Source organism: Streptomyces uncialis (assembly GCF_001905345.1).
GTDB lineage: Bacteria > Actinomycetota > Actinomycetes > Streptomycetales > Streptomycetaceae > Streptomyces > Streptomyces uncialis.
On the sequence record NZ_LFBV01000002.1, the window covers coordinates 703,586 to 726,816 of the forward strand.

Annotated in this window: 12 protein-coding genes; 4 read left to right on the forward strand and 8 right to left on the reverse strand. The window is 73.3% G+C overall.

The window, feature by feature from the left end:
* Positions 1-31: 31 nt before the first annotated feature.
* From AB852_RS11305 to AB852_RS11360, 7 genes are all read right to left on the reverse strand, one after another.
* On the reverse strand, positions 32-322 hold the full coding sequence (locus tag AB852_RS11305) for a hypothetical protein (protein WP_143201215.1): 291 nt from the start codon (positions 320-322) through the stop codon (positions 32-34).
* Between the two features lie 26 nt (positions 323-348).
* A complete protein-coding gene (locus tag AB852_RS11310; RefSeq protein ID WP_073786621.1) occupies positions 349-969 on the reverse strand; it encodes an FMN reductase in 621 nt (206 codons plus the stop codon).
* Positions 970-984: 15 nt separating this feature from the next.
* The gene (locus tag AB852_RS11315) at positions 985-2,115 is read right to left on the reverse strand and encodes an LLM class flavin-dependent oxidoreductase (RefSeq protein ID WP_073786623.1); all 1,131 of its coding nucleotides are present in this window, start codon (positions 2,113-2,115) and stop codon (positions 985-987) included.
* A 351-nt stretch (positions 2,116-2,466) separates the two neighbouring features.
* Complete coding sequence (rutA, locus tag AB852_RS11320; RefSeq protein ID WP_073786625.1) at positions 2,467-3,534, reverse strand: pyrimidine utilization protein A; 1,068 nt, start codon at positions 3,532-3,534, stop codon at positions 2,467-2,469.
* A gap of 240 nt (positions 3,535-3,774) precedes the next feature.
* Positions 3,775-10,131, reverse strand: coding sequence for a non-ribosomal peptide synthetase/MFS transporter (locus AB852_RS40645; RefSeq protein WP_079184516.1), 6,357 nt, complete (start codon positions 10,129-10,131; stop codon positions 3,775-3,777).
* The gene (locus AB852_RS11355; RefSeq protein WP_073786627.1) at positions 10,131-13,238 is read right to left on the reverse strand and encodes a non-ribosomal peptide synthetase; all 3,108 of its coding nucleotides are present in this window, start codon (positions 13,236-13,238) and stop codon (positions 10,131-10,133) included. Before AB852_RS11355 ends, AB852_RS40645 begins: the two co-directional genes overlap by 1 nt.
* 649 nt (positions 13,239-13,887) lie before the next feature.
* Complete coding sequence (locus AB852_RS11360; protein WP_425444160.1) at positions 13,888-17,163, reverse strand: class I adenylate-forming enzyme family protein; 3,276 nt, start codon at positions 17,161-17,163, stop codon at positions 13,888-13,890.
* A 558-nt stretch (positions 17,164-17,721) separates the two neighbouring features.
* Between AB852_RS11360 and AB852_RS11365 the strand changes: the two genes are divergently transcribed.
* A complete protein-coding gene (locus AB852_RS11365; RefSeq protein WP_073786631.1) occupies positions 17,722-18,789 on the forward strand; it encodes a polysaccharide deacetylase family protein in 1,068 nt (355 codons plus the stop codon).
* A 63-nt stretch (positions 18,790-18,852) separates the two neighbouring features.
* On the opposite strand, the gene AB852_RS11370 is transcribed toward AB852_RS11365, so the two are convergent.
* On the reverse strand, positions 18,853-19,419 hold the full coding sequence (locus AB852_RS11370; RefSeq protein WP_073786633.1) for a hypothetical protein: 567 nt from the start codon (positions 19,417-19,419) through the stop codon (positions 18,853-18,855).
* A 276-nt stretch (positions 19,420-19,695) separates the two neighbouring features.
* On the opposite strand from AB852_RS11370, the gene AB852_RS11375 reads away from it, so the two are divergent.
* From AB852_RS11375 to AB852_RS11385, 3 genes are all read left to right on the forward strand, one after another.
* On the forward strand, positions 19,696-20,463 hold the full coding sequence (locus AB852_RS11375; protein ID WP_245876717.1) for a hypothetical protein: 768 nt from the start codon (positions 19,696-19,698) through the stop codon (positions 20,461-20,463).
* Between the two features lie 166 nt (positions 20,464-20,629).
* Entirely contained in the window at positions 20,630-21,250 is a 621-nt protein-coding gene (locus tag AB852_RS11380) for a TOPRIM nucleotidyl transferase/hydrolase domain-containing protein (RefSeq protein ID WP_073786635.1), read from the forward strand.
* A 553-nt stretch (positions 21,251-21,803) separates the two neighbouring features.
* Positions 21,804-23,159 carry a YVTN family beta-propeller repeat protein gene (locus tag AB852_RS11385; protein WP_079184517.1) on the forward strand — a complete coding sequence of 452 codons (1,356 nt, stop codon included), beginning with the start codon at positions 21,804-21,806 and terminating at the stop codon, positions 23,157-23,159.
* The last annotated feature ends 72 nt before the right edge of the window (positions 23,160-23,231 follow it).

Genomic DNA, 23,231 nt, shown 5'->3' on the forward strand with positions numbered 1-23,231 from the left:
GGGCAAGGGCGAGGGCAAGGGGGCAGCAGCTTCAGTGCCAGCCGCGGTCGACGCCCGTCGGGTTGTCGCCCTGGACGGGGCCGATGAAGTCCTCCATGATCCCGCGCAGACGTTCCACCCGGGCGCGGTCGAGCATGAAGTCCCGAAAGCCCCTCGGGTCGGTGTTGGGGTACTGGTCGATGGGCTCCCAGCCCGGTACCCGCACATCGCGGCGCGCGGGCCACTGCGCCGACGCCTCCTGGGCCTGCCGCGAGAGGCGGTAGCTCATATAGAGCTTCGCGGCATCGGGGTGCGGGGCGTCCTTGAGGATCGCCCCGGTCAAGAGGCACCCACCCGGCCGGTTCGGCGTCATGGTGGATCGTGCTGGAGAAGGCGCTCCATGGTGGCCAGGTCCTCGGTGAGGGGGTCTTGCCGCCGGCGGGGTCCGCAGCCCTGGACGAGGCGGGCGTAGTCGGCCGCCGCCCGGTCGACCCGTTCGCCCAGGGCGGCGCCGCTCTCGTGGGAGCCGAAGTCGTCGGTGGCGGCGTAGACGCCCCGGGGCGAGACGATGGCGTGCAGATAGGAGAACATCGGCCGCAGCGCGTGTTCCAGGACCAGGGAGTGCCGCTCCGTGCCGCCGGACGCCCCGATGAGCACGGGCATGTCCGCGAAGGTGTCCTCCGGCAGCACGTCGAAGAACGACTTGAACAGCCCGCTGAAGGACGCGTTGAACGCGGGGGTGACCGCGATGACGCCGTCGGCGTCCGCGACCGTGCCGAACGCCTCCTCCAAGGGCGCGGTGGGGAAGCCGCTCAGCATCGCGTCGATGATCGCGCGGCCCAGTGGGCGCAGTTCGACGAACGAGGACTCCACCGTGTCGCCCGCGCGGGTGAGTTCCGCGCGCACGGACGCCTCCAGCCGGTCGGCCAGCAGGCGCGTCGAGGAAGGATCCCGCAGCCCGGCGGTGATGATCGCGATCTTGGTGGTCATCCCCTCACGCTCCTCTCAACTCCCCGTGGTCTGCGGTGACTGCGGTGACTGCGACGCTGCTTCCGCGTCCCGCGCCCGCAGCAGCGACTGATGCGTGGGGGCGTCCGGGGCGTCGGGGGACCTGCCGACGGCGAACTCCTTGCGGAGCACCGGCACGACCTCGCCGCCCAGGAGATCGAGCTGTTCCAGCACCGTCTTCAGCGGCAGTCCGGCGTGGTCGACGAGGAAGAGCTGGCGCTGGTAGTCCCCCGCGTACTCACGGAAGCCGAGGGTCTTCTCGATCACCTGCTGGGGAGAACCGACCGTCAGAGGTGTGAGCGAGCTGAACTCCTCCAGCGACGGCCCGTGCCCGTACACCGGCGCGTTGTCGAAGTAGGGACGGAACTCCCGTACCGCGTCCTGGCTGTTGGGCCGGATGAAGACATGTCCGCCCAGTCCGACGATGGCCGCCTCCGGGGTGCCGTGACCGTGGTGCTCGAAGCGCTGCCGGTAGAGCTCGATCATCGTGCGGGTGTGGGAGGCGGGCCAGAAGATGTGGTTGGCGAAGTACCCGTCCCCGTAGTAGGCGGCCAGTTCGGCGATCTCGGGGCTGCGGATGGAGCCGTGCCACACGAAGGGCGGAATGCCGTCCAGCGGACGGGGGGCCAGGGTGAAGCTCTGCAACGGGGTGCGCAGCTTGCCGTCCCAGTCGACCACCTCCTCACGCCACAGACGGCGCAGCAGCCCGTAGTGCTCGACGGTCAGCGGGAGCGCCTGGCGGATGTCCTGGCCGAACCACGGGTACACCGGCCCGGTGTTCCCCCTCCCCAGCATCACATCGGTCCGTCCCTCGGCCAGGTGCTGGAGCACGCTGAAGTCCTCGGCTATCTTCACCGGGTCGTTCGTGGTGATCAGCGTGGTGGACGTCGACAGGATGATCCGCTCGGTCACCGCGGCGATGTAGCCGAGCAGGGTGGTCGGCGAGGACGGTACGAAGGGCGGGTTGTGGTGCTCGCCGGTGGCGAAGACGTCCAGCCCGACCTCCTCCACCTTCCTCGCGATGGCCACGGTGTCCCGGATGCGCTCCGCCTCGGTCGGCGTACGGCCCGTGGTCGGGTCGGGGGTCACGTCACCCACGGTGAAGATGCCGAACTGCGTACCGGTCATAGCGCTGTCACTCTCCCTGCCTGTGTGACGCACACCCCTGTTCGCGGTTGCCGTCCTTCCCGCTGAACGGGCGGGTGGCGAGATCCTTGACGACCTCCTGGCGGCCTCCGCGGGGCGTCCTCGCTCCCGTACGGTGCGGAGCCGGTGCGGGCCCACCGCGTCCGGCCGGCCACGGCGAGCTACCGCCGCATCCGCCCCACCGGCCTCACCGCACCCCTAGCTATTCCCCCACGGCCGGAAGCCGAACCACTCTCCCGCGAACCAGGTCAAAGATGCACCAATGGGAAAAGGTGGTAGAGGTCTGCCGGAATCCGGTCCAGGGAGCACGGTCCCGGGAGCACGGCCCGGTGCTCAGGAGGTACGGGATCTCATGAGCGGCTGGATACGGGTGCCGAAGTTCTCCATGCCTTCGAGGAAGTCGTCGAAGACCAGGATGACGCCTGTGACGCCGTCGATCCCGCTGATCCGGTCGAGCATCCCCGCGACGGTCGCGAAGGACCCGACGAGCGTTCCCATGTTGAGGTTCACCGCGCCCTCGGGGAGCGCCACGGTCTTCGCGGTCGAGGACGCGTCGGCGTCCTTGTCCGTCGCGGTCTGTTCCGTCAGATATCCGAGCGCGGCGAGGTCGGCGTTGTCGTGGTAGTCCTTCCATTTCGCCCGCGCGGCGTGGTCCGTCTCGTCCGCGATGACCATGAACAGCGCGAGTGCGCCGACGTCACGGCCGGTCGTACGTACTTGTTCGGCGAGTGCGGCGGTGGCGTCGGAGAGTGCGAGCGGAGTGTTGACCCCACTGCCCAGGATGAAGTTCCCGTCGGCGTGCTCGGCGGCGAACCTCATACCCGTACCGCTCTGTCCGGCGGCGAGGATGTCGATGTGTCCGTTCACCGGGCGCGGCGACAGCACACAGTCGTCCATCCGGTAGAACTCGCCCTGGAAGTCACTCGTGCCCTCGCCCCACAACTGCCTCAGCACGGTGACGTATTCGGCGGCGCGCCGGTATCGATCGGCGAAGTGCCCGTCCCCGGGCCAGAGATCCATCTGCGCGTACTCGGCGGGCGACCAGCCGGTGACGATGTTGACCCCGGCCCGGCCGGGGGCGATCGCGTCGATGGTCACCGCCATCCGGGCGGCGATCGCCGGGGGCAGGGCGAGGACCGGCGCGGACGCGTACAGCCTGATCCGTTCCGTCACGGCGGCCAGGGCCGCCGTCAGGGTGAACGACTCAAGACAGTGGTCCCAGAACTCCGTCTCGCCACCGAAACCCCTGAGCTTGATCATCGACAGCGCGAAGTCCAGTCCGTACTCCTCGGCACTCCGCACGACGGCCTTGTTCAGTTCGAACGTCGGCATGTACTGCGGAGAGCTTTTCGAGATGAGCCAGCCGTTGTTGCCGATGGGGAGAAAGACCCCGATCTCCATACCGCTCCTCAGTCGCCGGGCCTGACGATCCCCGCACCGCTTCCCGCCCCCACCGCCGCCCCGCCGGGGCGGCCCTGCCCGGGTACGCCGATCCTGCCCATGGCGCGGCGCGGTACACAACGGCACGCGGTCGCGGTCCATCCGCCCGTCCGCCGACGGGTGGCGACCGGGGTACGGGTACGGGTACGGGGTCGCCCACCGCGCGGCGGACGACCCCGTACCCGTTTCCGCTCCGTCCGGTCAGCCGGTCCGCATGGGGCGGGTCCCGGCGGTGGTGGGAGTACCGAGGGCGGGGCGGTCCGAGGTGAGGGCGGCGAGGCCCACCAGGTCATCCGCCTGCGCGTCCGGGACCTCCCGGTCGAACCGGGCCAGCACCCGCACCCGCAGCGAGACCGCTCCCAGCAGCAGGATCGCGACCCCGAGGAGGATGTACAGCAGCCCGATCCCCCGCCCGTCGCCCGCGCCCAGGACGGCGCCCACGGTATCGGCGAGCGCGCCGTCCGAGGTCATCAGCGGCTCCAGGTACCGGCTGCCGAACGGCGCGATCAGCAGGAAGCCCACCGGCAGGGTGGACCACGCGACAAGCTGGTTGAGCGCCATCACCCGGCCGTGGAACCGCTGCGGCACCTTTACCTGAATGATCGTCAGATAGATGCCGTTGAGTATCGACAGCGACGCCGACATCCCGAACACCCCGGCGCAGACCATCAGCAGCTCGGGCCGCAGCCCGGTCAGGACGGAGAAGAACGCCAGCACCGGCAGCACGAGCAGCATCCCGCGCATCCGGCGGTGGCGCGGCCCGCCCCAGACACCCATCGCCAGGCCGCCGACGATCGCGCCGATCCCGCCCGCGAGGGAGACCGTGGCCACCGTGCCGAGCCCGGAGAAGCCGAGCACCAGCGGCGGGACGAGCTGGAAGAGGACCGGCAGGAAGAGGTTGAGGACGGCGAAGAAGAGCAGCATCGCCCGGAACCCGGGCCTGCGCCAGACCAGCCGGAACCCGGCCGTGATCTCCTGCTTCAGGGTCTCGCGCCGCCGCGCGGCCAGCGTGCGCGGGAACCGGACGGCCAGCAGGATCAGCGCCGCCACCACATAGCTGACCACGTCGATCAGCAGCACACCGCCCAGACCGATACCGGCGAGCAGACCGACCGCCGCGAGCGGGGCGACCACCTGGGCCATACCGCCGGATATCTGTACGACGCCGTTGGCGTGGCCGAGATAGCGCTTCGGCACGAGCTGCGGGATCGCCGACTGGAAGGCGAGCCGCTGCCCGGTGAGGGAGACCGAGAGGATCGCCATCAGCACCCCGACATGCCAGGGCCGCAGGGTCCCGAGCACATGGAGCAGCGCGAGGACCGCTTCGGACGTACCGCAGACCAGGGTCGACACCAGCATCACCCGGCGGCGGTCGACACGGTCGACCAGGCCGCCGAGGAGCGGGGCGGCCAGCAGCCCCGGCACGATACCGAGGACGGCGAAGAGGCCGAACCAGGCGACCGAGTCCGTCGAGAGGTAGATCCACAGCGGCAGGGCGAACTCGGTCAGCGCCGAGCCGGTCTGCGAGATCATCTGGGAGGCGGCGACGGCCACGAACCGACGGGTGTCCCGGCGGGTCGCCGGGGTGGCGGACCGCTCACCGGCGGCCGACGCGTGGTGAACACCGTCCAGCCACCAAGTGGCACGCCCGGGGCGGTGGGCGCGGGTGAGGGCGACGACATCGGCGTGTTCCAGGCCGTCGGACTCCGTGTCGCCCGGTCCCGTGCTGTCGTTCTCCGGGCTGACGGGTTCCGTGCGGTCGCGCTCTGCGTTGTCGGGTTCCGTGGTCCGTGTGGTGTCCGTGACGCCGGTGGCTCCGGCGACCTCGGTGGCCTTGGTGGCTACCCGGGCTTTGGTGAACGCGGAGTGCTCCGGTTCGGTGTCGGGCGCGCTCCCCGGGCCGGGCCCCGTGCGCGACGCCGCGACCGCCGGGTGGACCGTGGTGACGATCTCGGCGAGTTCCGTGGCGCGGTGCTTGAGGAAGTAGTGGCCGCCCTCGTCGAGCACGGCGACGGCGGTGGTGGGGCCGACGAAGCCCCACTCCCGGAACCGCTCGCGGTGGAAGTCGGTCCCCGGGTCGGCGGAGCCGATCACCGAGACCACCGGGGACGCCAGCGCGGGCGCGGGCCGGGCGAGTTGCTCGGTGAAGTACGCCTCGGCCGCGCGGGAGTCCTCCCGTACGTTCCGTACGATCGTGGCCAACTGCTCCGGTTCCAGGCCCTCCAGGTCGGCGCCCATGGAGCGGAGCCAGTTCAGGTGGAGCCGTCCGCTGCGTCGCCGGTCCAGCACGGAGAAGCGGGCGAGCAGCCCGAGCAGGCCCTCGGTGGGCCGGGCGAAGGGGAAGATCCCGCCCAGATAGACGGCGGCGGGCTCCCGTCCGGCGGCGGACAGCTGGTGGGCCAGTTCGACGGCGAGTGCGGCGCCCACCCCGCAGTGCCCGTACACGGCGACCGGTCCGGTCACCCCGCTCAGCACCTCCTCGGCGCAGCGGCGGGCCACCTCCTCCAGCGGCAGCGACTCCTCGGACATGCCGAGGTCGTGGCCGGGGACGGCGACAGCGTGCAGGGCGACACCGGGCGGCAGGGCGTCCGCGAGCGGCTGGTAGACGACGGCACTGCCACCGCCGTACGGCAGACAGACCAGGGAGAGCGTGACCCGGTCGAGTGATTGACGGGGCGTCAGTTCGTGCAGGAAGCGGCTCGGTCCGCGCTCGGAGTCGGAGCGGTCGGCGAGGGCCGCGAGCGCGGCGACGGTCCGCTCCCGGAAGACGTCCATGAGGGTGATCCGGGCCTCGGGGCCCAGCAGCCCGCGCAGGGCGGCCACCATCCGCATGGCCAGCAGGGAGTGTCCGCCGAGGTCGAAGAAGTCGTCGTGCGCGCCGACGCGTTCCAGTCCGAGCAGAGCGGCCCAGCAACCGGCGACCGCCTCCTCGGTGGGGGTGGCCGGGGCCGTCCAGACGGCGGCCTCGCCGGGGCCGGGCGTGCCGGGCTCGGGCAGCGCCCGGCGGTCGACCTTGCCGTGGGCCTGCCGGGGCAGGTCGGGCAGGACGACGAAGCGGGAGGGGACGAGGTAGTCGGGCAGCTTCTCGGCCAGCAGTCGGCGCAGTTCGGCGACCGGCGGCGGGGCCTCGTCGGCGGTGGGGACGAGGTAGCCGACGAGGACGAGTTCACCGGCGGGGCCCCGGGCGGCGGCGACGGCCTGGGCGACCCCGGGGAGCCGGGCGAGATGGGCCTCCACCTCACCGAGTTCGACCCGGTAGCCACGGATCTTGACCTGGTGGTCGTCGCGGCCGAGGAATTCGATCGTGCCGTCGGAACGGTGGCGGGCGAGGTCCCCGGTGCGGTACATGCGCGGCGCGGCGGCAGCCTGCACGATCTCGCCGTCATCGGCATCCCCGGAGCCTTCGGGTCTGTCCGGTCTCCCAGGTCTCCCAGGTCTCTCCGGTCTCGCGGATCTGTCAGGTCTCCTGGGTTCCTCGGTGACCGGGGCGGTGGCCGAAGCCGTGACCGAGGCCGTGACCGGGGCGGGGTCCGTGCGTGGGTCGTCGGCGAAGGGGTCGGCGCGGAAGCGTTCGGCGGTCAGGTCCGGCAGGCCGAGATAGCCGCGCGCCAGCCGGTCGCCGCCGATCCACAGCTCCCCCGGTACTCCGGCGGGCACCGGCTGCCGGCGGGCGTCGAGCAGATAGACCCGTGCGCCCGGCAGTGGGTGCCCGATGGGGGTGGTGGGTCCCGCCGCGGGCAGGTCCGGGTCCACGAGATGGGTGGTGGCGCCCACGGTGGCCTCGGTCGGTCCGTAGTGGTTGATCACCCGGCAGCCGGTACGGGCTCCCGCCACCGCGAGCCGGCGTGCCCACTCCCAGCCGGACGCCTCGCCGCCGAGGACGAGCAGCCGTCGGGGCAGCAGCTCCGCCGGGTCGTCCACCTCGGCGCACAGCGCGGCCAGATGGGAGGGGGTCAGCTTGACGCAGTCGATGCGCCACTCGGCGAGATGGGCGGCCAGCTCCGGGCCGGGGGTGCGCGGGGGCAGCAGATGCAGGGTGCCGCCGGTGGTGAGCGCGAGATACAGGGTGGTGAGGCCGAAGTCGAAGGCGAGCGACTGGAGCAGGACATAACGGGCGCCGTCCGCGAGCCCGGCCTCGCCGAAGCGCTGTCTCACTCCGGCGAGGTAGGTGAGCACCTGGCGGTGCTGCACGGCGACGCCCTTGGGGGTGCCGGTGGAGCCCGAGGTGTAGATGACGTACGCGAGGTGGTCGGGTCCCGCGCCGGCGCCGTCGCCGGGCGGGGTGTCGGGGACGGCGGCGAGCCGGTCCGCGAGTCCGTCGAGCAGCAGGACCGGGGCGTCGGACGCGGTCAGCAGGGACCGCCGGACGGAGGTGGTGACGAGGGCGACCGGCGCGGAGTCGGTCAGCATATGGGCGAGACGTTCGCGGGGCTGCTCGGGGTCGAGCGGTACGTACGCGGCCCCGGACTTCAGCACGGCGAGCAGGCAGACGGCCTGGTCGAGGCCCTGGTCGAGACAGACGCCGACGAGCCGGTCGGGTCCGGCGCCGGTGCCGCGCAGCAGTCGGGCCAGCCGGTTGGCCCGGCGGTCGAGTTCGGCGTACGTGAGGGTGCGGCCCTCATGGACGAGGGCGATCGCGTCGGGGGTGCGGGCGGCCTGCGCGGTGACGGCGGCGGCGAGGGTCGCGGCGGCCGGGCGGGCGGCGCCGGAGTCGTTCCACTCGTACAGCACCCGGTCGCGTTCGCCGGGGGTGAGGAGGTCGAGGGCGCCGACGGGGGTGTGCGGGTCGGCGGCGGCCCCGGCGAGGACGCGTTGCCAGTGCCCGGCGAGGCGGGCGACGGTGGCGGCGTCCCAGAGGTCGGTGCGGTAGGTGACGAAGGCGTCGAGGCCGTCCTCGGTCTCGGTGCAGTACAGCCCAAGGTCGAGATGGACGCCGGTGCCCTCGAAGGGGAAGGTCCGCCACTGGAGGTCGCGCGGCTGGACGGTCTGGGCACGGTGGTTCTGGAGGGCGAAGGAGACCTGGAAGAGGGGCGGCCGGCCGAGGTTGCGCGGCAGGTTCAGCGCCTCGACCAGCCGCTCGAACGGCGCCTCGCGGTGCTGCTGGGCGCCGAGGGCGGCGGTGCGGACGCGGTCGAGGACGACCGCGAAACCGGGCCCGGCGTCGTCGCCGTCGCCGTCGACCGCGTCGTCCTCCGGCCCCGGCTCGGACGTGCCGAGGTCGGCGCGGATCGGCAGCATCGTGCTGAACAGACCGATCAGGCCCTCGGTGGCCTCGTCGGGACGGCCCGCGAACGGTGTGCCGACGGCGAAGTCCCGCTGCCCCGACCAGCGGCCGAGCACCACCTGGAAGGCGGCGAGCAGAGTCATGTAGAGGGTGGCGCCCCGGGCCCGGGAGAGCGCGCGGACGGCCTGGTACGTGTCGGCGTCGAGCCGGAAGGCGTGGGTCGCTCCGCCGGGGCCGGGCACGGCGGGGCGCGGCCGGTCGGTGGGCAGGTCCAGCGGCGGGACCCCGGTCATGGCCTCGCACCAGTACCGCAGGTCGGCGGCGGCCCCCGGCAGGCTCTGGCGCTCGCGCTGCCAGTGGGCGAAGTCGCCGTAGCGGATGGGCAGCGGCGGCGGGGAGGGGGTGGCGCCCCGGGCCAGTTCCTCGTAGCCGGTGAGGAGTTCGTCCAGGAGCACACCGGCGGACCAGCCGTCACCGACGAGATGGTGCTGGCAGATCACGAGCACGTGGTCGTCGTCGGCGAGGCGCAGCAGCAGGGCCCGCAGCAGGGGCCCGTCCACGAGGCCGAAGGGCAGCGCGACCTCGTCCTCGACGGCGGCGCGGGCGGCGGTCTCGCGTTCCCCGGCCGGGAGTCCGGTGAGGTCGCGGGTACGCCAGGGCACGGTGAAGCCGTCAGCGGGCGTGACACGTACCCGGGGCATGCCGTCCTCGTCGGCGGGGAAGGTGCTGCGCAGCGTGTCGTGGCGGACGGCGATCAGACGCAGCGCCTCGGCGAGGGCTTCGTCCCGGAGCGGGCCGCGCAGCCGTCCGGCGGTGGGCAGGACGTAGGCGGCGGTGCCGGGGGTCAGTTGCTCGACGAACCAGAGACGTTCCTGCGCGAGCGACAGCGGCTGCGGTTCGTCGTCCGGGCGGGCCGGAATGCCGGTGGGCCGGGCGGCCGCGGCGGCGGCGCGTTCGCGCAGTCGCCGGGCGAGCAGGGCACGCTGATCACCGCTGAGCGCCCGCCGGGGCGGACGGTCGGTGGGCGTGGGTGGCGCCACGACGGGGTCGGGCGGCGCGGCGGCGGTGGGGGCGGGGTCCGTGGGGACGGTACGCGCCGGGGCGGTGGCCACCGACGCGGCGGCGCTGGGCATGGCGTCCACCGATGCGGAACGTGTCACCGTGACACCCGTCGGCGCGGGCACGGCCTGCGCCGGGGCGGCCTGCGCGGGGGCGGACGGTGCAGGCGCCGCCGGTACGGAGACCGTGAGCGCGGCAACCTTGGGCGTGAGGGCTTCCGGGGAGCCCAGGGAGTGGGGCGAGCCCGGCGAGTGGGGCGGGTTCAAGGGGTCCATCACGCCTCCTCCGCCAGCAGTTCGAGCACGACAGCGTCGGTCACCGTGGCCACCGTGGTGGACTCCTCGTAGAAGACATGCAGGGGTACGTCGACCCCCAGGCGGTCCCGGATTCGGGCCGCGACCTGGGTGATGGTCAGGGAGTGCGCGCCGAGGTCGACGACATCGTCGTGGTGGCCGATGGCGGGCAGGTCCAGCACCTCGCACCAGATAGCGGCTATCCCGGCGGCCAGCTCGTCCCATCCGTCGTCCGGGCCCGGGTCGTCGTCCGGGGACACGGTGTCCGGCGCGAACTCCGTTGTGCCCCGGGCCGGTTCGGGCAGGGCCGCGCGGTCCGTCTTGCCGTTGGGGGTGAGCGGGAGGGCCGGGAGCGGGTGGACGACACCGGGGACCATCGCGTCCGGCAGTACCAGGGTGAGGAAGGAGCGCAGTTCGGCGCTGGTCGGTACGGGGGCCTCCGGGCGCCAGACCGGGTACGCGACGAGCATCCGGCCGACCGGGTCGCCGTCGTCGCCCCGGACCGCGACGGCCGCCGCCGCGACGGCGGGATGGTCCTGGAGACGGGCCTCGATCTCGCCGAGTTCGATCCGGTGGCCGCGCAGCTTGATCTGGTCGTCGCGGCGGCCGAGGCAGACGAGCGCACCGTCGGGCCGGACCCTCGCGAGGTCGCCGGTGCGGTAGTGGCGGGCGCCGGTGACCGGGTCGGTGACGAAGCGTTCGGCGGTCTGCTCGGGCCGGCCCCGGTAGCCCCGGGCCAGTCCGGCGCCGCCCAGGGCCAGTTCGCCGGTGACACCGTGCGGTACGGGGTGCCCGGCCGGGTCGACGACGAGGGCGGTGGTACCGGCGATGGGGCGGCCGATGGTGATCCCGTCGGGTACGGGCGGCACCTCGGCGGCGGTGGACCAGATGGTGGTCTCGGTCGGCCCGTACACGTTCCAGAGCCGTGCGACACGTGTCCGCAGCCGGCGGGCGAGCGCGAGGGGCAGGGCCTCGCCGCCGCTGAGGGCGACGAGGGCGGGGGCGTCGAGCCCGCCGTCCAGCAGGAGCCGCCAGCCCGACGGGGTGGCCTGCGCGTGGGTGACGCCGTGCCGCCCGACCAGGGCGGCGAGGGCGCGGCCGTCGCGGGTGTCCGTCTCGCGCGCGATCACCACCCGGCCGCCGGTGATCAGCGGCAGCAGCAGTTCGAGGGCGGAGATGTCGAAGGAGAGCGAGGTGACGGCGAGCCAGACGTCGTCGGGACCGGCTGCCAGGGTGTCGCGGAAGGCCAGCAGGAGATGGGCGAGGGCGCCATGGGGAACCTCGACGCCCTTGGGGCGTCCGGTGGAGCCGGAGGTGTAGATGAGGTAGGCGAGGTCGTCGGGGGTGGGGGACGGCAGCGGTGGGCCGTCGGCGCCGCCGGTCACGTCCCCGGTGAAGAGGTCGTCGAGCAGGATGGTGCTGCCGTGTCCTTCGACCAGGCGGGCGGTGCTCCGCTGGGCGAGTGCGAGGGGAGTACCGGCGTCGGCCAGCACCAGGGCGACGCGCTCCGCCGGATAGGACGGGTCGACGGGCAGGTACGCGCCCCCGGCGAGGGTGACGGCGAGCACGGCGGCCACCATCTCGGCGGAACGCTCCGCGCAGACGGCGACCACGGTGCCGGGGGTGACCCCGGCGGCGGTGAGCCGCCGGGCGAGGCCGGTGGCGGCGGTGGCCAGTTCCGCGTAGGTCAGGGTCTGTTCGCCGACCGATACGGCGGGGCGTGCGGCATGCGCGGCGAAGGAGCGGGTGAGCAGCGCGGGCAGGGTGGCGCCGGACGCGTCGGGGGCGGGTTCGGGTCCGCGCAAGGGGGCGCGTTCCGTCTCGTCCAGGATCGGCAGGTCGGCCAGCGGGGTGCCGGGGGCGGCGGCGATCGAGGCGAGCAGTCGGCGCAGATGTGCGCCGACCCGGTCGGCCCGGACGGGGGACGGCAGGTCCGTACGGTGCATGAGCAGGACGCGGAGCCGGTCCGGGCCGTCGAGGAGGTGGAACCGCAGGGCGCCGCGCGCGGTGCCGGGGAAGAGCGTCCAGTCGATGGTGGCGCGTACCCCGGCGAAGGTGACGGGGGCGATCCGGCGGCGGTAGGTGAGGATGACGGGCGCGAGGGCGGAACCGGGCTGTACTCCCCGGACGGCGCGGGGCAGGGGGACGCGGCGGTGCGGGTAGCAGCCGCGCAGCTCGGCGCGGACCGCGTGGGCGAACTCGCTGAAGGGGGTACCCGGTTCGGGGGTGGTGACCACGGGCAGCTCGTTGGCATGCATGCCGATCCGGTCGGCGGCGTCGGGGGTGCGGGTGCCGAGGCCGACGGTGACGGCGGGGCGCTCGTTCCCGTACCGCAGCAGGAGGGTGTGCACGGCGGCGAGGAGCAGTTCGAAGAAGGTGACGCCGAGCTTCTCGGCGGTGTCGGCGAGGCCGGTACGGAGCGCCGGGTCGATGTCGAAGTCGACGGCCGCGCCCGGACCGACGCCGACGGCGTCGCCCGCGCCGGTGTCGAGGCCCGGCAGCAGCACCGTGGGACCGGGCAAGGGGCGGTCGGCCCAATAGGCGGACGCCTCGGCGATCGTCCGGGCGTCGGGCTCGGGGAGGTCGGCGGTGTGGGCGAGCGAGCCGTCGGTGGCGGCCGGGGCCGGTGCGCCGCCCGTGCGGTGGGCGTAGCAGGCCGCCAGGTCGGTCAGGAACACATCGGTGGAGGTGCCGTCGAAGGCGATGTGGTGCGCGACGACCAGCAGGGTGGCGTGGGCCGGGTCGGTGCGCAGCAGGGTGAACCGTACGGGGGGTCCGGCCGCGAGGTCGAACGGCTCCGCGCTCGCGGCGGCCAGCTCGCCGGGCAGCCGTTCCGGTGTGGTGTCACGAACGGTCAGCGCGGGCGGCGGACCGGGGGTGAGCAGGGGAACTCCGTCCCGCTCACGGACGGTCAGGGCCAGGGCGGGGTGGCGGTCGGCCACATCGGCGCAGGCGGCGGCGAGTGCGGCGGAGTCCAAGGGGCCGTCGAAGCGGACGGCGAAGGGCATGTGGTGGACGGAGCCGAGCGGCGCGATCCGCTCGTTGATCCAGATGCCCTGCTGGGCAGCGCTGGCCGGGGTGCTGGTCACAGGTCTTCCTCGGTCTGTTCGGCGTCGGGACGCGTGGCAGGAGTGGGGCGGGGGGCAAGCGGACGGGGCGGGCGTAGCGAGGGGACAGGGGGAATGCGGGTGCGGTGGGGTGGTTCGGGTGGAGCCGTGGGGTGCGCGCGGAAGCGTGGTCGAACTCCCGCTGCTGCCCGGCACGGGTCGACGCGGAGGCGGGAGCGGGCAGAGCGGTGCGGGGACGGGGGCGGAGCGGAGGCGCGGAGACATGTGCCCGGCGTCGGCGCTGACGGCGGGGCGGGGTGCGACAGGGGCGGGCGGCGGCCGTCGGCGAGCGACGGTGCTCGGTGGGCCGGTGCCGGGGCGGGGGACGCGGTCGGGGCGGGGGACGTCGGAGCCGGGGTCGTGGCGGTGGGGGCGGGTGCCGTCGGAGGCAGGTGGTGGTGCCGGAGCAGGTCGGCCGTCGGTGGAGCAACGGTCGGGACGGGTGCCCGCGAGGACGTGTCGACGATCAGGGCGGGCGACGCCCGGAGGGGGACGCCGGTCGAAGCGGGACAGGGGTCAGGACAGGCGATGCCCGGGACAGGACGCCGGTCGAAGCGGGGGACAAGGGTCTGAACAGGCCGATGGTCAGGACAGGGTGGCGGTCAGGACGGGCCGGTGGTCACGGCGGTTGTCAGGAACCGGCGGCCGTGGTCAGGGCCGCGTGGAAGTCGTCGGCGAGCGCGGTGATGACCGGCTCGTCGAAGGCGAGCGCGTTGTACTGGATCCAGCAGTTCAGCGACCCGTCCGGCTGTTCCACCACGGTCAGTTCGGGGACCCCGAGGTCCCCGCCGGGCAGCGGCCAGGGCACGGTGGTGCCCCGCGGCAGCTCCCACGGTTCGCAGCGCAGGCCGGGCAGATGGGCGTCGGCGGCCCAGCTCTCGTACCGCAGCCAGGCCGGGAACGCCACCACATGCGGCTTGAACTCGGCGTACGGGTACATCTGGTGGTCGAGCGCGCCGGTGGCGGCCCGTCGGACCCGCTCGGCGAGTTCGGCGAAGCCGGGGCCGCCGGAGCAGTCCACCCGCACCAGCAGGGACTGCACCAGACAGCCGACGGCCTGCTGCGCCTCGGCCCTTGTCCGGCCGGGGACCGGGGTCATGAGCACCAGGTCGGGGCTGTCGGCGCGGGCCGTGAGCAGTCCGCTCCACAGGGCGGCGACGGCCATGAACGGGGTCACACCGAGTGCGCCCGCCCGTTCCCGCAGCCGTCCGGCGGGGCCGGACCCGACGGTGAAGGGGTGCGCGACGGTGTGCACACGGTCGACAGCGCGCCGCCCGGGGAAGGGATCGAGCGCGGACGGGGCGCCCGCGAGCGCCGTCGCGAAGTGCCTCCGGCCGCTCCCCCAGCGGTCGTTGGCCCAGCGCACCAGCTCCGGATAGGACAGTCCGGGGTCGGGCAGCCGGGGGGTGCGGCCCCTGCGCAGGGCGTCGTAGGCGAGGCCGAGTTCGCGCAGCAGGACGCCGATCGACCAGCCGTCGGCGACCATATGGTGCACGGCGAGCAGGACGATGTGCTCCTCGGGGCCCCGGGAGACGACGAGCAGCCGGGCCGTCGGGTCGGCCGACAGGTCGGTGAGGCGGTCCCGTTCGGCGATGAGCAGGGCGTTCACCTCGTCGTCGGTGGCGCCGGGGGCGTCCTTCAGCGTGACGCGGGGGTGGGCCTTCTCGTCCAGCACGGTCCGGACCAGCCCGTGCACGCCGCCGGGCACGGGGACGAACCGTGTCCGCAGGGCGGGGTGGCGTTCCACGAGCGCGGACAGGGCGCGGCCGAGCGCGGGGCGGTCGAGCGGGCCGGTGACACGGAAGAGGGCGGTGACGGCGCCGACATCGCGGCCGTCCTCCTCGGCCATCCAGTCGAGGAAGTTCTCCTGCTGGCTGGTGAGCGGGATCTCGTGGTGCTGGGCCCGCAGGGCGCGCAGATAGGGCGGGAGCTGCGGGTCGGGTGCGCGGTGCCCGGGGATGCCCTCGGAGGCGTGGGCGTCCGGGGTGTGTTCCCGGGCCGTCTCCTCGTCCAGCCAGGCGGCCTGGGCGCGCAGGGACGGCCGGCCGAAGACGAGGTCGGCGCCGGTGTCGACGCCGAACCGGTCGGCGACGGCGGTGGCGAGGTGCACGGCGCGGAAGGAGTCGCCGCCGAGGGCGAAGAACTCGTCGGCCGCGTCCCGTACCGGGCGGCCCAGCACCTCCAGCCAGATCGCGGCGAGGCGGAGTTCGGTGGGGGTGCCGGGTGGTCGGGCGGCGGCCGGGGCCATGGCGGCGACGGAGCCCACGCCCGCAGGGGCCGCCGCGCCGGTGTCCGTGGCGCCAGCCGCGCTCGTCACACGGTCCCCGTCCGTCACGAAGAGCGGGCGCAGTCGCCGCTTGACCACTTTGCCGGAGGCGTTGCGCGGCAGGTCGTCGGCGAGCAGGACGCGTACGGGCAGTTCGGCGCGGGCGAGCCGGGTGCTGAGGAAGAGCCGGAGCGCGTCGAGGTCCAGACCACTGGCGGCGGGTACCACGACGGCGACCGGTACGGACCCCATGACCGGGTGCGGTACGCCCAGTGCCGCCGCGTCCGCGACGTCCGGGTGCTCGTGCAGCGCGTCCTCGATCCGGAGGGTGGAGACCTTGAGCGCACCGGACTTGATGACGTCGCTCTCGCGGTCCACCAGGTACAGATAGCCGTCCTCGTCCAGCCGCCCGAGGTCGCCCATTCGTACCCATCCGTCGCGGAAGACCGTGGCACCGGCGGCCGGGTCACCGGCGTACGAGCGCGGGGGGCCGGGCTGGCGCAGCCAGATCTCGCCCGTCCGGCCGGGCGGTACGGGGGTGCCGTCCGGATCGAGGACGCGCAGGTCCCCGGGGTCGGTGGGGCGGCCCACCGCACCGGGCGGGGCCTGGCCGACGACGGCGGAGAGCTGCGCGGGAGCGGCTTCGGACGAGGTGTAGACGTTGACGACGGTGGCTTTCGGCAGGGCCTCGGCGAGGGCCCGGGCGACGGGAGCGGGGAGAGCGGCGGCGGAGGAGCTGAGCAGCAGGACGCTGGAGAGGTCGTGCCGGTCGGCCGCACCGGAGTTGAGCAGTTCGATCGCCATCGACGGCACGAGGAAGACGGTGCCGACGCGGCGTTCCTCGATGGTCCGGCCGAACTCCTCGGCGTCGAAGCGCGGGAGGACCACGGTGGTGGGCGCGCCGGTGAGGGCGCTGATGAGCATCACCTGACCGGCGTTGGTGCCGATGGGGAAGGAGTGCAGGGCATGGCGCGAGTGGGCGTAGGGCCGGGGGCGGGGGTGGAGCCGCAGGCCCGCCGTGAGGTTGGCGTGGGAGGCGCGTACGCCCTTGGAGTCGCCGGTGGTTCCCGAGGTGCCGACGACCTGCGCGAGGTCGCCGGGGTCGGGACCCGTACGCCTGCGGCCGTGCGGTGAGCCGGAGCCGGTGAGGGCGTCGGGGGCGGGGTCCGTGCCCTCCCGGCGGAGCGGTGAGTCCGCTCCGGCCAGGGTGGCTCCGGCCGCCTCGATCTCGGACAGCGACAGGTCGGCGCCGCCCAGGGCGGCTCCCAGCGGCGGCAGTTCGGCCCCGCGCAGGACCGTCGTGGCACCGCAGATCCCGGCGAGCCGTACGGCCTCCGGTTCGGTGAGGTCGGCGCGGAGCGGCAGCGCCGCCGCCCCGGCGTGGTGGACGGCGAGGTTCGCGACCGCGTAGCCGTCCCACTCCCGGTCGGTGAAGCGCAGGGCGACGAGTTCGCCGGGCCGGACACCCGCGTCCGCCAGCCCCCGGGCGGCCCGGACGGCCCGTTCACGCCAGTTCCCGTAGGTCAGCGAGCCGCCGCCGCGTACCTCGATCGCGACCCGGTCGGGCTGTTTCGCGGCCCGGGCGTCGAGAAGGTCGGGAACGGTCAACGGTGCGGGCTTGGCGTTGATGACGTCCTCCAAGAGCGAACTCCCCGGGAGAATTTGTTCCGGGGATGCGAGGGCACAGGAGATGTTCACGGGCATGGCGCGCGGTTGTTGCCCTTGGATATGGTCTGGACCTTCGGCAGGGCATGCGAACAATAGCGTGCCTGTGTCGTAGTTGTGTCGCAATGATGGAGAGTTCATGGACATCGGTGGGCATCGGGTGCGTTGGCCGAACCTCGCCAGCACCTGAGCACAGCAACAAATCCCCTCGTCAGAGGGGGTGTATCAGCCAACTCCGCAGCAAGCCGGAGCCAGGGATCCTGGATCGCTCCGTCCCACGTCCACCCGCGTCACAGGTCCCCGTCCCACCGGAAAACGGGCTCCCCAACCGGGTTCACCCGCAACGACGTTCCGCGTCCGTCCGCACGTACCGGCAGCTCCGACCCCGCCCGCCGCCGTACCCGCGCCCGCCCGTCGGAACGTCCCCCGCCAACCCGCACCACCCGTCGGAACGGACGGGAGCCGAGGCGGACGCGTCCCTCGGTCCCCAGCCCCGTCCTCACCCCACGCCCCCACCCCAAGGAGGAAGAACGCATGCTGTACGCGGGAATCGCCTGGTCAGCCGACGGTTACGACGTGGAGGTCATCGATTCCGACGGGCACCGCGCAACTGCCCCCACCCACTGGGGCGCCGAGCGCACAGCCGAGCTGACCGACTGGCTCGGAGCGCCCGGCTCGTCGTCCGAACCTCCCCGCGCCGTGGTCGTCGAGAGCACCAACGGCCTCGTGGACGGGCTCTTCACAGCGGCCGGTCTGACGGTCTACCGCGCCGACCCCTGGGTACTTCCCGATCGGCCCGACTTCGGCTCCGTCCCGGCCCTGGCCCTCGCCGAACGGGCCCGGACCGACCTCGCGTCCCTCTCCCCGCTGACGGCGGAGGGCGGCGGCCAGACCGGCCGGGACGACGACTACCACGGCGGCATCCGGCGCAGCGCGGCGATCGAGGACGAACTCACCAGGGCGGGCCGCTGGTTCCGCCACGGAGCACGCGACCGCCACGAGATCGCCCTGACCTTCGACGACGGCCCCGACCCGGTCCACACCGGTCAGGTGCTCGACATCCTCGCCCGCTACGGCGTGCACGCCACCTTCTTCTGCGTGGGCCTCCATGTGAACGCGCTCCCCGACGAGGTGCGGCGGATCGTGGACGCGGGTCACAGCCTCGGCAACCACACCTGGTCGCACCCGTTCATGCCGGACCTGAGTCCCCGCCAGTTCCGGCTCCAACTGGAGCGGACCGACGACGCGTTCGACCGCGCGGTGGGCCGGGTGCCGACGGTCTTCCGCCCCCCGTACGGCTCGCGCACCCCGGAGACCCTGGGCGAACTCCTGCCCGGTGGACCCGCCCTGGCCCTGTGGGACGTCGACTCCTGGGACTGGGCCCGTCCCGGCCCGGAGAAGATCGCCAGTACGGTGCTGGACCACGCCGGGCCGGGCTCCCTGATCCTGATGCACGACGGCGGCGGTGACCGCCGCCAGAGCGTGGCGGCCCTGCCGGCCGTGATCGAGGGGCTGCTGGAGCGGGATCTGCGCTTCGTGGCGGCGGACGCGCTGCTGGCCGGGGCGCGGGCACGGAGCACGGTGGCACACCTCGGGGAGTGACACCCGCAGCGACGAAGCCCGCCCGCCGGTCCCCGCCGACCGGCGGCGCGGGGACACCGCCGATCAGGACAGCGAGGCGAGGAGCCCGAGCCCCGGAGCCAGCACACCGGGCTGCCCGAGAGCGCGGAAGTCCGCCTCGACGGCCGCCAGGTCGAGGACTCCGGCGCGCACGGCGTGGTACCGGACGACCGACCAGAGGAAGACGTCGAGGTTGTCGAACTGTGTCCCGGCCTCGACGACTTCCTCCTCGTGGAACCACACCGCGACCCGGCCGCTGGTGAGCACGACGTAGTAGTTGCCTCCCCCGTCGGCGCCGATGGACCACACGTCGTCGTCGGAAAGCTCCGTCCGGTAGTCGGAGCCGAGTATCCGGCAGTCGTTGGCCTCGAAGTCGAAGGCGTACGACCAGTCGTGTATGTCGAGGCGCTGCGGCAGGGTCCCCGCGCGGACCCTGCGGTCGAAGCCGGACAACGCGGTCGCGGCGTCGGGCGGAAGCTTCGCGAGGAACGGTTCGACGGGGCGGGTCGACGCCGGGATGCCGACCCGCGCGTCGCCGGGGAACCAGCGCGCCAGGTCGCTGTCCAGATCCCGATCCACGTATCCGGCCAGCCGGTCAACGGTGAGAGGCATGCGGTGAGGCTAGACCGAGGGGTCCTGCCGTGCCAAAGGGGGTCGGGGCGGGGGGCCTTGGCCTTGCGGCAGACCTGCCGCGGATCCCGGCTGGCGCCCGGGGTACGGGAAGCGGTGCCGTGGGACCAGGAGGTCCGAAGCCCGGCACGGATGTCCGCAGCGGTGCCCGCGTGAGACGCCTGCGGGCAGTGTCCGTACCGGTCTTGCGCCGATCCGTCCGAGCGGATCCTCGCCGGAACCGACTCGTCTCATGCCCAAGTACACGAAGGAGCAGAGGTGGCGTTCACCATGAGACTCACCCCCGACAACGACTGGACGGTGACGGTGACGGGCGATCCTCTGCGGATCAGCCCACGTTTCGACTTCCGGGACTTCCGTGTGCGCGTCGCGCCGTACGCGAACGTCGAGGAACGCGGACAGTTCCTTCTGGACACCTTCGGCAGTCAGCCCTGGTTGTGGGACACGCCGGACGAGCTCCGGTTCGATCAGGCGGGCCGGGAACTGATCGGCGCCGAGTTCCAGATCGCCGGTGAGGCCGCCGATGCCGAGGACTCCGCCCGCGTCCCCGTCACGCCCCTCGTCCGCCCGGGCGGGCTCCGCGCGGACGAGGCCCGGGACTTCCGCCTGGACGTGACCACAGAACTCTGCCGTTCCCCCGGGGATGCCGTGCTCACCGGCCTGCGCGACCTTGATGTTCTCGACGAGCCGCTGGAGGCCCGGATCGGCATCGCACCCGGCTTGGCGCTCCTGCTCCAGCACAACACCGTGGTCGGATGGAGCCTCACCGACCCCGTGCGGTACCTGACCACCGGCTTCGCCGCCCCGGACCCGGCTCCGCCGCTCCCGGTGACCCGAGTCCTGTTCACCACGTGCATGGACCTCGTCACCTCACCGCTGCTCGACCACGTGCGGGACCGCGAACCGGCCGCCCTGACCCGGCTCCGGGCACTCGACCGCGCCCTGCGCGACCAGCGCGAGGACCGGCACCGCGCCGACGCCCTGCTCAGCCTGATCGCCACCTACGTCGAGGACTACGCAACGTGAAGGTGAACCGGCCGGGACGACGGACACACCGGCCTGGCCCGGCTCCGGGGTGTTCATGGGCTTCGCCTGTCGCCCGATGAATCGTCGGAGGCCGGAGTTAACCACCGCTCGGCGTGCCCGAGGAAATTCGCTGTCGCGGTGACCGGAAAGGGCAGAGGATCGCACCATGACAGACATGGGGGCGTTCCGGGACGCGGTCACCGCGTGGGCAGCCGACCGCGTGGACGGCGACCGTGCGAGCGAGCTCGCCGCGCGGCTGCCCGTGCGGACGGTCGTCCTGCTGGAGGGCTTGAGCGACGCGGCGGCGGTCAACGCGCTGGCCGCGCGCCGCGGGCGGGATCTGGCGGCCGAAGGAGTCTGCGTCCTGTCGATGGGCGGTGCGACGAACGTCGGGCGCTTCGCCGGTCTCCTCGGGCCGTCCGGCCTCGGCCTTGACCTCACGGGGCTGTGCGACGAGGCGGAACGCCCGTACTACGACCGCGGTCTGGAGCGGGCCGGAGCGGCGCAGCGGGAGTTCTTCGTCTGTGCGGCGGATCTGGAGGACGAACTGATCCGCGCGCTGGGTGTGCCACGGGTGGAGGAACTGGTCCGGGAGGAGGGCGACCTGCGCGCTTGGCGGACCTTCCTGCGGCAGCCTGCACAACGGGGTCGCGCCCCGCAGCAGCAGTTGCGACGCTTCCTCGGCACGAAGAAGGGACGCAAGATCCGCTACGGCCACGTCCTCGTCGAGGGCCTCGACCCCGACCGCACCCCCGCCCCGCTCGACCGCCTGCTCACCAGCCTCTGACCCGCCTCTGACCAGCGGTGGGGCAGCCTCTGACCACAATCGGTCGGCAGTATCCGACCACAACCGGTCGGCGGCCTCTGAACACCGGTCGACGCCGATCGTCCTCCCGGCCTCGCCAAGAGCACCGTCCACCCCACCGCACGGGCCGGGCGGACCCGACCACCGCGGCTCGCCCACACACATCAGACGGCTGATGGCGCACGGCACCAAGGTCGGTACGGATGTTGACGATTTGGCCCCGGCGCGCGGCATGGCGGTGCCATGCTGAGCGCGCTGACGCGGGGCCTTGCGCCGCGTCGGCTGTCGGGCATCATCAGACCGTCGCGGACCCGTCCCAGGGCGCTGATCAGGTCGCGGCCGTGTGGCCCGCGTCCTGGCCGTCGGCCCCACGGTCCGGTCCGTGGCTGTCGGCCGCCCCGCCACGGTTTCCCGAGGGGCCGGCCGGTCCCCGCCGTCGCGGCGCGGACCAGGGAAGGGGAACACCATCCTCATGTCTTCACGCTCCGCGTTACGCCCGGTGCCACGTGTCGGGTCGCGCCGACGGTCGACCGCGTTGTTGGCCACCGGTGCGCTGCTCTGCTCCGGGTTCGTCGCGGTGGCAGTTCCGGCCGCGACCGCCGCCCCGGCGGTCGCGGGCGCACCGGCGGCGTACATCGCCAACAGCGAGTCGGACAACGTGTCGGTCGTGGACACGGCCACCGATACGGTGACCTCGACCGTAGCCGTCGGTGACAGACCGTCCGGAGTGGCGGTGACCCCCGACGGCGGCAGGGCCTATGTCGCCAACCGCGGCTCCGGTTCGGTGTCGGTGATCGACACCGCCACCGGCGCGGTCACCGCGACCGTCGCCGTCGGCGACGGACCGTTCGGCGTGGCCGCCGCTCCCGACGGCGACAGTGTCTATGTCACCAACTTCCAGTCCGACTCGGTCTCGGTGATCGGCACCGCGACGAACACCGTCACCGCGACCGTGCCCGTCGGAGCGCAGCCGAACAGCGTCGCGGTCGCCCCGGGCGGGGACCGCTTCTACGTCAGCAGCGCCGCCGCGGTCTCGGTGATCGACACCGCCACCCAGACCCTCATCGGCACGGTCCCCGTCTCCAGGCCCAACGGCCTGACGGTCACCCCCGACGGCGCCCGGCTCCACGTCAGCTCGCAGAACGCGGGCGTGGTCACCGTGATCGACACCGCCACCCGCACCGTCACCGGAACCGTCCCCGTCGGGAACAGCCCCTTCGGCGCCGCGGGGTCCCCGGACGGGTCCCGCGTCTATGTGACCAACATCGGTGGTAACAGCACGTCGGTCATCGACACCGCCACCGGCACGGTCGTGGACACCGTCGGTGTCGGCTCCACCCCGATCGGCGTCGCGGTGACCCCTGATGGCGGCGAGGTCTACGTCGCCGACAGCAACAGCGGCACCGCCTCGGTGATCGACACGGCCACCAACACCGTCACCGCCACCGTGCCCGTCGGCAGCGGTCCGTACGCCGTGGCGTTCGCCCCGGCACTCACGTCCTCCTCGGACATCGACGTCGATGTCACCGCGCGGCCGAACCTGGGCATCCTGGTCCCCTATCTCACCTACACCGTGACCGCCCGCGCGCTGGGCCCGGACGCGGTCACCACGGGTACCGTCACCGCCACCCTGCCGCCCGGTGCCACCGCCACCAGCCTGTCCCCCGGCTGCACCACCGCGACCGGCACCGTCACCTGCTCGTACGGCACCATCGCGACGGGAGCCGCGGCGAGCAAGACGTTCCGCGTCCCCCTGCACCTGCTGTCCCTCGGCACCGTGAAGGTCACCGGCACCCGGACCGCCTCCTCACCCACCGACCCCAACCCGGCCAACGACCGCGCCACCGCGACCTGCACCGTCGTCTCCATCCTCCTGGCCACCTGCACCTGACCGTCCCGGCCCCGGCGGGCAGCCGAAACCCGCTGGGGCACCATCCGGGGAGCATGGCCGGCCGCCATCCCC